This is a genomic window from uncultured Streptococcus sp., from assembly GCF_905372115.1.
Classification (GTDB): domain Bacteria; phylum Bacillota; class Bacilli; order Lactobacillales; family Streptococcaceae; genus Streptococcus.
The window spans coordinates 37,371-44,688 of sequence record NZ_CAJPNR010000014.1 but is presented as its reverse complement, the minus strand read 5'-3'; the positions used below and the strand labels follow the sequence as shown (position 1 = coordinate 44,688).

Genomic DNA, 7,318 nt, shown 5'->3' with positions numbered 1-7,318 from the left:
TCATTCTATCAAGCAAGAAGCTAATGCAGCTTACAAGTCATCCAATACACATCCTTTCACTAGAATAGCATTATCATATATTTTTTTACTTAAACAGGACTGAATTTTTTCTTAAAAAAGGCTGAAAAGATAGGGAAAATGGAGCATGAAAAGGAATTTTTCCAATTCTCTTTCTAAACTGGATGATATCAACCATTTCCTCAAAAAATTCGCAGTAAAAAAGACTGGGACAAAATTGTCTCAGTCTAAATTTATCGCGTTCAAAAGCTCTTGATGCAGGAGCTGCTTATATTTTTACGACTCTTTCTTAGATGAGCGGAAACCTGCTGCAGCTAGCAAGGCCGCAAAGCCAAGATAAGTAAGAAGAGCACTCGAACTGCTTCCAGTTTTAGGCAATTGACCTTGTGTGGTTTGGTAGCTGACAGATAGCTGCAAGCTACTTGCTTGCTTACTTGCAGATCTTGGATGCTGCCAAGTTCGGTTTGAAAGAGGCTCAAATTTCTGCGCTGTTTGAACAGTAATTTCTGCAGGAGGTGTTGAAACACTAACCTGATTGGATTCAATCCGGTATTGATTATTAATCAGCAAGCTGAAATGATTGGTATAGGTTCTGCCTGGATACAAGAGTCGGCCGACTGCTGCTGGAGCTATAGTCTCAGTCGCAATATTCAAATCAGCATTGTAGCGTTCAAGCAGACCTGGTGCAGCAACAAAAGTCAAGACTCTGGTGCTCGGCTCATAAGAAACCTCATAACCAGGACTTTTCGCTCTAGTCGCTTCTAGATCCAATTCAAAACCTTCCGGCAGGCGATCTTCCAATACGAAAGAATGAATTGGCAGGCGATAAGCAGGCAAAGCATCCGTTACCAGATTAAGGACAGCAAAACTTCCCTGGCTAACCTCTTGTTGATGAATATTCTTCTTGGACTCATCCTCCAACTCTTCTCTGACTTTTAACTGGATAAAAAGCTGGTTATAGTGATAAGTTTGAGTCGGCGCTTGCGGACGGCTTGGCAAAGCTTGATAGCTAGGTTCAGCCGGCTTTTGAGGAAGCTCTTTATAGTTCGGCTTGTCAGGCTCAGCAATCAAAGGCAAGTCACTTTCTCTGATAGGTGACTGGGGTTCAGGCTGAAGAACTGGTTCTTGAGGAAGCTGTGGTTCCTGCAGATAGCTTGGCTCCTGAGACAGCTCCTCTAAAGCAATTTCTTCTTCATAAACAGGCGGTTTCGGAGCCTCACCCGTGCTTACTTCAGGATCTTTTTGAGGTTTCTCTGGTTCCTTCAAATAAGATGGGAGCTGTGGTTCCTGTGGCAGCGCTTCTTCAACCGGAGCTTGCGGAAGACTCAGCAAGGACTGCTCCTTCTCATAGGTCGGCTCTTCAATTGCATCCAGCTCTTTCAATAAAGAAGGGGCGCTAGGTTCGTCTGGCAACTCCTGATAAGCTGGCGCCTGCGGTTGAAGCGGCTCAGCCTTATAAGTCGGCTCTTGCGGTAAAACTTCCAAATCTCTTTCCGGTAGAGCTACTAGTTCCTCAGGCCGACTTGGAAGAGCAAGAGGCTGAGTTTCTGTCGGCTGGCTAGGAAGTTCTTGATAGGCTGGCTGAGCTGGCTCTTCTGGCAAAGATTGATAAACGGGCTGAATTGGAAGAGGCTGCAGTGCCTTGAGCTCTTCATAGGTTGGCTCTTGTGGTTGAGCGATCTCAGTCGGAGCGACAGGCTTCATTGGGACACCTTTAGCTTTAATATCTGAGTTAAATACAAACCAAGCAGAACCCCGATTTCGTGAACCAATATCAAAGGAAATGACATCGCCCTGTGCCTTACCGACAATAGCGCCATACCAGTTATAAGGACTAGTAGGTGTATCCCACTTATTATACTCAAAGCGAGAACCTTCTCTCTCAAAGTTAATAGAAATATCGGCATGGACACTGGTATCTGGGTGAATGTTAATAGCAGAACCTGTGATAGGAACATATTCACCATTAAAATTCTTGATGTACTCAATCGCAGCTTTATTAGTATTTAAAGATGAGAAGCTGACAAGCGAACCTGTCATATCAAGCCTTTCTCCAGCCTCATCGAAAAATTCCGCTTGGACATTGACTCGAGATTGGCCATGAAAATCCAAGGTCCACACAGTCAAGGTCGGATCCTTAACTAAGAAAACCGGCAGCTTATCCTGACTCTTCGTTGATTCTTTCAGAGTATAAGTATAGACAACTTTAGCGATTTTCTTGCCTTGAATACTGGAATTTTTGATATTGGTATAAGTAGCTACCAGAGGCACATCTTTTTGCAAAACGACTTTAGTCTGATGCTCTTTCCCTTTTAAAACACTGGTCAAAGCTCTCATTCCTGATTCATCCATTCTCCAAGAACGAACCTCATCAGTCAGCTCATCATTGGTATATGTTCTAATAGAGGGATCAAGTGTCAAGACGGCCTGGGGCTCAGATTTGAAAACAAAAGGCTGGCTTTCAACTTTGCTGAGATAGCCTTCTTCATTTTTCTTAGCCTCCGCTTCCTGCAACTCTCTCTCAAAAGTTACAAGAGCTGCATCATACTTAGTTTTGGCAGTATCATAGGCAGCTTTTGCCTTCTTATATTCTTCTAAGAGCTTATCATAGTCAGCTTTCAAGCGGGCATTTTTTTCTTTAATGCTTGCATTTTCTTGCTCAATCACTGCGTTCTGCGCTGAAACAGCTGCAAGGTTTGCCTCATAATCTTCTTTTAGTCTTTGGTTTTCTGCTTCAATTCTTGCAAGATCTGCTTTATAGGTCGCTAAGTCTGCCTGATAAGCAGTTAATTTATTCTTGTTTTCCGTCTCAATCCGAGCAGTCGCCTCCTGATAGGTAAGCAAGGCTTTCTCGTATGCTTCTCGACTTTTCTGGTTGCTTTCAGTGATTCGAGCTACATCCTGCTCATATTGGGCTAATTGATTTTTATAAAGCTCTTGTTTTTCCTGATTTTGCTGACGAATCTGTGCATTTTCAGCTTCAATGGCAGCATTACGGGCTGTTACTTCTGCTTTTTCTGTCTCATAGGCAGTTTGGCGCTTCTTATTTTCAGCTTGGACACGCTCAAGTTCAGATTGATAGGCAGTTAAAGCCGCTTGATAATCTCTTTCTCTGGCCTCATTGGACGCCTCGATTTCAGAGCGATTCTTTTGATAAGCAGCTAATTTGCTCTCATAGTCTTTCTCAGCCGCTTGATTTTTTTGTCGAATCTCAGCCAATCGCTCTTGATAAGCAGCTAAATCAGCCTGATACTGCTCCTTTAAAGCTGCATTTTTCTTCCGAACGGCTAGATTTTGGGTCTCAATCTCTTTATTCTGCTCTTGGATTTTAGCCAAGGCTGTCTCATAAGATTGTTTAGCTTCTTGATTGGCTGTTTGAATACGTTCTACTTCCTGCTGATAAGCCCTTAAATCTGACTGATACTGCTGCTCTAGCTCAGCATTTTCTTTCTGAATTCGAGCCAATTCTTTCTCATAGTCAGCCAAGGCAGCTTGATAAACAGCTTCTTTTTCTGCCTTAACCTGAATCAGTCTGGAAACTTCAGCTTCATACTGCTTGACTGCTTCCTGATAGGTCTTTTCAGCTGCCTGATTTCGTTCTGCAATGGCTGCATTTTCAGCTTGAGCAGCTTTATTGTGAGCTGAGACCTGAGCAAGCTTTTCTTCATAGCGACGCTTTGCTTCTGCATTCTTCTCCTGGGTAGCTTTAAGCTCTGTAGCATAGCTCTCCATAGCAGTTTTGTAGTCTGCTTTCGCTTGAGCATTTTCTTGTAAAATTCGTGAACTCTCCTCTTGATAGGCTGCTAAAGCTGCTTGATAGGAGGCTTCTTTCTCTTGATTGATTTTTACAATACGGCTCAATTCTGCTTGATAAGCAGCACGTTTCTGTTCATAGTCCGCCTGTAGCTGAGCATTTTCAGCTTGAATACGGTTGGACTCTTGTGCATAGGAAGCCAGAGTCTTGTCATATTGGTCTTTCAAGGCTTGATTGGCAGACTCTTTCTGACTGAGATCTTTCTCATAGGTCTTCAGTTGCTCTTGATAAGCTGCTGTGGTTTCACGTATTTCCTTTACTTGTGTCACATAATCTGCTAGTGCAGTCTCCCGTTTACTCGCAGCTTCTTCTGGATTTCTAGCTGTTCCTAAATCAACAGTCGGCTCCTGCTTTAGTTCGATGCCCGCTTTCTCAGCCTCAGCTAAGGTTTGGTCCAAGTCCGCATGAGAAACTTCCAAAGGAAGCTTGTCTTGACTTACAGGCTCTGACTGAGTTGGCGCAACAGTTGGCTGATGTGCTTCGGTTGGTGAAAGTGCAGCTTCAGAAAGGGAAGACTGATCTGCTGCTTCAGCTGACTTTTCCTCAGCCTGAACCGACCCAGCAGCTAGCAACAAAGCCGCACCCAAAACAGCTCCGCACAAGCCCTTAGAAAGGCGGCTCTTGCGGAAGCCATAGACTATTTTCTTTTCCATTATAATCTCCATTTCTCCTTTAAACAGTTACCTGTTTATTGTCCATATTATTCTATTTTATCAGAGCAAAGGCAAATAAGCAATGTTTAAATACTAAAAATAATAAAGAAAAAGCCTGAGGTAGACTACTATCTCAGACTGTTCTAGTCATTATAATTAAATCCATTAAATCGCAGCTCGAATCGCTTTTTCCACTGCTTCTTTCTCGCGCTTCACCAGTTCAACACGCGCAGCGATTTCCTTGATTCCCATGCTGATGTTTCGGCTAATCGCCATATCATCCAACTGTGGCTCAAAGAAGGCTTTGTACTCTGCCAATCTCTCTTCTGTCTTGAAGACCACTGCTGGGCTAATGACAAAGCTATCAAAGCTCATATCGCCACCTAGCGCTGCCTTGATCCAGTCCCAATTCTCACGCGCCCAAGTCCACACTGCTTCTTGAGTAAAATCACGGCTGAGGAAGCGGGCATACCAAGCTGACAAATCCTGCGGTTTCACAGTAAATTTATCCTTCCAAGTCGCTAACAGTTCATCCAAGGTTTCCTTGTTCTTCGTATAAGAAAGGGCTGTAGAAAGAGCATTCTTGAAGCTTCCATCATTTGAAGCGACATATAGGTCCAGATAAAGCTTAGTCAGCTCCTTGCTTTCATGATGTTTGATTTGGTTGACCAATACCTGCAAACGAATAGCGGCAGGGAGTTTTTCCAAATTATCACGATATCTTTCAAAAATCTGGCTAGCTTGAGCTCTAGCTGTCTCATCGTCCGCCTTAATCATATTACCCACAATCAGCTGGCGAACCATCTCATCCTCATCACTTTCGCCTTCCTGTTTTTCAAAACCAAGACGGTCGAAATTACTTTGACTGAGAACTTTCAACAGAGCTTTGTAATCTTCTTCTGTCTGACTGCCTTCATCCACAAAGCGATTCAACCCTTCTAGAACTTGGGAAACAGCTGAAACCACCATATAAGAAGTTTCGTTTGCCAGCTTACTGATGACTGGCAGCAGGTCCGCATAGGAAATCTTACCAGACTCTGCCAGAAGTCGACGCTCCTGCACGATTTGCAGTTTGCTGATATTGTCCAAAGAGCTGAGATTATTCAGAAGAGCATCCAGCAACTCACCTTGATAATCTGTAATATAGTGGGCTGTATTTTCTGTATTGAGACGCAGGGCTCCTTCATTTTGCGCTGCCAAGGCTGCATAATTAGGAATTTCCAGTCTTTCTGTCGTCAGAGTATCAGGAAGTCCTTGCCAGTTGCTGTTAAGCGGTACTGGCCAGAGACGGCCCTTATCCTCGTGCTCCCCAATGAAGAACTGCTTCTGGCTCAAAATCAAGGAGTCATTTTCGACCTTGGCAGTTACAACTGGATAACCCGGCTGCTCCAGCCAAGCATCCATAAAGGCAGCTACATCACGGCCAGAAGCTTGAGAAAGAGCATCCCAAAGATCACGACCGATAGTATTACCATACTGATGCTTCTCAAAGTAGGCGCCTAGCCCCTTACGGAAAGCATCATCTCCCAGCCAACGGCGCAGCATGTGCATGAGACGGCTGCCCTTCGCATAGACAATTGCTCCATCAAAAAGTGTATTAATTTCATCAGGATGCTTGACCTCTACATGGACCGACTGAACGCCATCTGTCGCGTCACGCTTGAGGGCATAAGGAGCTCCGCTGGTCTGGAAATCTTCAAAAATTTTCCAGCTAGGCTCAATCGCATCAACTGAGACATACTCCATCATATTGGCAAAGCTTTCATTGAGCCAAAGATCATCCCACCACTTCATGGTCACTAGATTTCCGAACCATTGGTGAGCTAGTTCGTGTGCAACAACCAAGGCAACTGTCTGACGACTCAGAGCTGTTGAATTTTCATCCACCAGCAAATAGATTTCCCGATAGGTTACCAAGCCCCAGTTTTCCATAGCACCAGCAGAAAAGTCTGGCAGAGCCACATGAAGTGACTGAGGAATAGGATACTTGACTCCATAATATTCTTCGTAAAATTCAATACAGCGAACCGCAATGTCCAAAGCAAACTCTAGATTGCTGGCTGGGTGGGCCTTGGTCGCATAAACTCCTACTAAGGTTCCATTCTTGGTTTTAGCAGTAATTCCTTGCATATCACCTGCAGCAAAAGCCAAGAGATAGGAAGACATACGTGGAGTCGTTTCAAACTTCCAAACGCCAGTCGCTTTGCGGTTTTCAACATCAATTTCCGGCATATTAGACAGAGCCAACTCACCCTCTGCTTGGTCAAATTTCAAAGCCAAATCAAAAGTTGCCTTAGCTTCTGGCTCATCCACACTCGGAAAGGCTTCGCGGGCAAAATGGCTCTCAAACTGCGTAGAAATAATCTCTTTTTTCACACCATCAACCGTGTAGTAAGATGGGTAAATCCCCGTCATATTGTCCGTAATCTTACCAGTATAAGTTATTGTCACCACTACATGCCCAGCTGCTTCCAGCTCAATATAAAGAGCTTCATTGTCCTTATCAAGAGTGAAAGGACGAGCTTGACCAGCCACTTCTACAGCTTCAACTGTCAAATCTTTTTGGTGTAGGGAAATCTTGCTTGACTTAGCTTCCCCAGTAATGGACACCTTGCCTGAAAAAGTCTTATCAGCACGATTCAAATCCAAAAAAAGATCATAGTGCTCAGGAACAAAAGTTTCAATAAAATGTTTAACTGCTTGCATCTGCTTCTCCTCATCTAACGAACAATGCAGCAAGATTACTCCGCCATACTTGTCCGCTTATAATCTGTTATTATTGTATCATATTTAAATGATTTCAGTGCAGAATAAATGTAAACAAAAAGACAGG

General features: G+C 43.7%; 2 protein-coding genes. Both read right to left on the bottom strand.

Annotation, left to right across the window (positions count from 1 at the left end; genetic code table 11):
- Positions 1 to 294: 294 nt before the first annotated feature.
- Positions 295 to 4,497: a GbpC/Spa domain-containing protein gene (locus QZ169_RS05775; protein ID WP_295505269.1), complete on the bottom strand. Its 4,203-nt coding sequence runs from the start codon at positions 4,495 to 4,497 to the stop codon at positions 295 to 297.
- A gap of 153 nt (positions 4,498 to 4,650) precedes the next feature.
- On the bottom strand, positions 4,651 to 7,191 hold the full coding sequence (locus tag QZ169_RS05770) for a M1 family metallopeptidase (RefSeq protein ID WP_295505268.1): 2,541 nt from the start codon (positions 7,189 to 7,191) through the stop codon (positions 4,651 to 4,653).
- Between the last annotated feature and the right edge of the window lie 127 nt (positions 7,192 to 7,318).

Coding starts and splice junctions, on each gene's coding strand:
- QZ169_RS05775 (WP_295505269.1), bottom strand. CDS start 4,497: ATGGAGATTATAATGGAAAAGAAAATAGTCTATGGCTTCCGCAAGAGC.
- QZ169_RS05770 (WP_295505268.1), bottom strand. CDS start 7,191: ATGCAAGCAGTTAAACATTTTATTGAAACTTTTGTTCCTGAGCACTAT.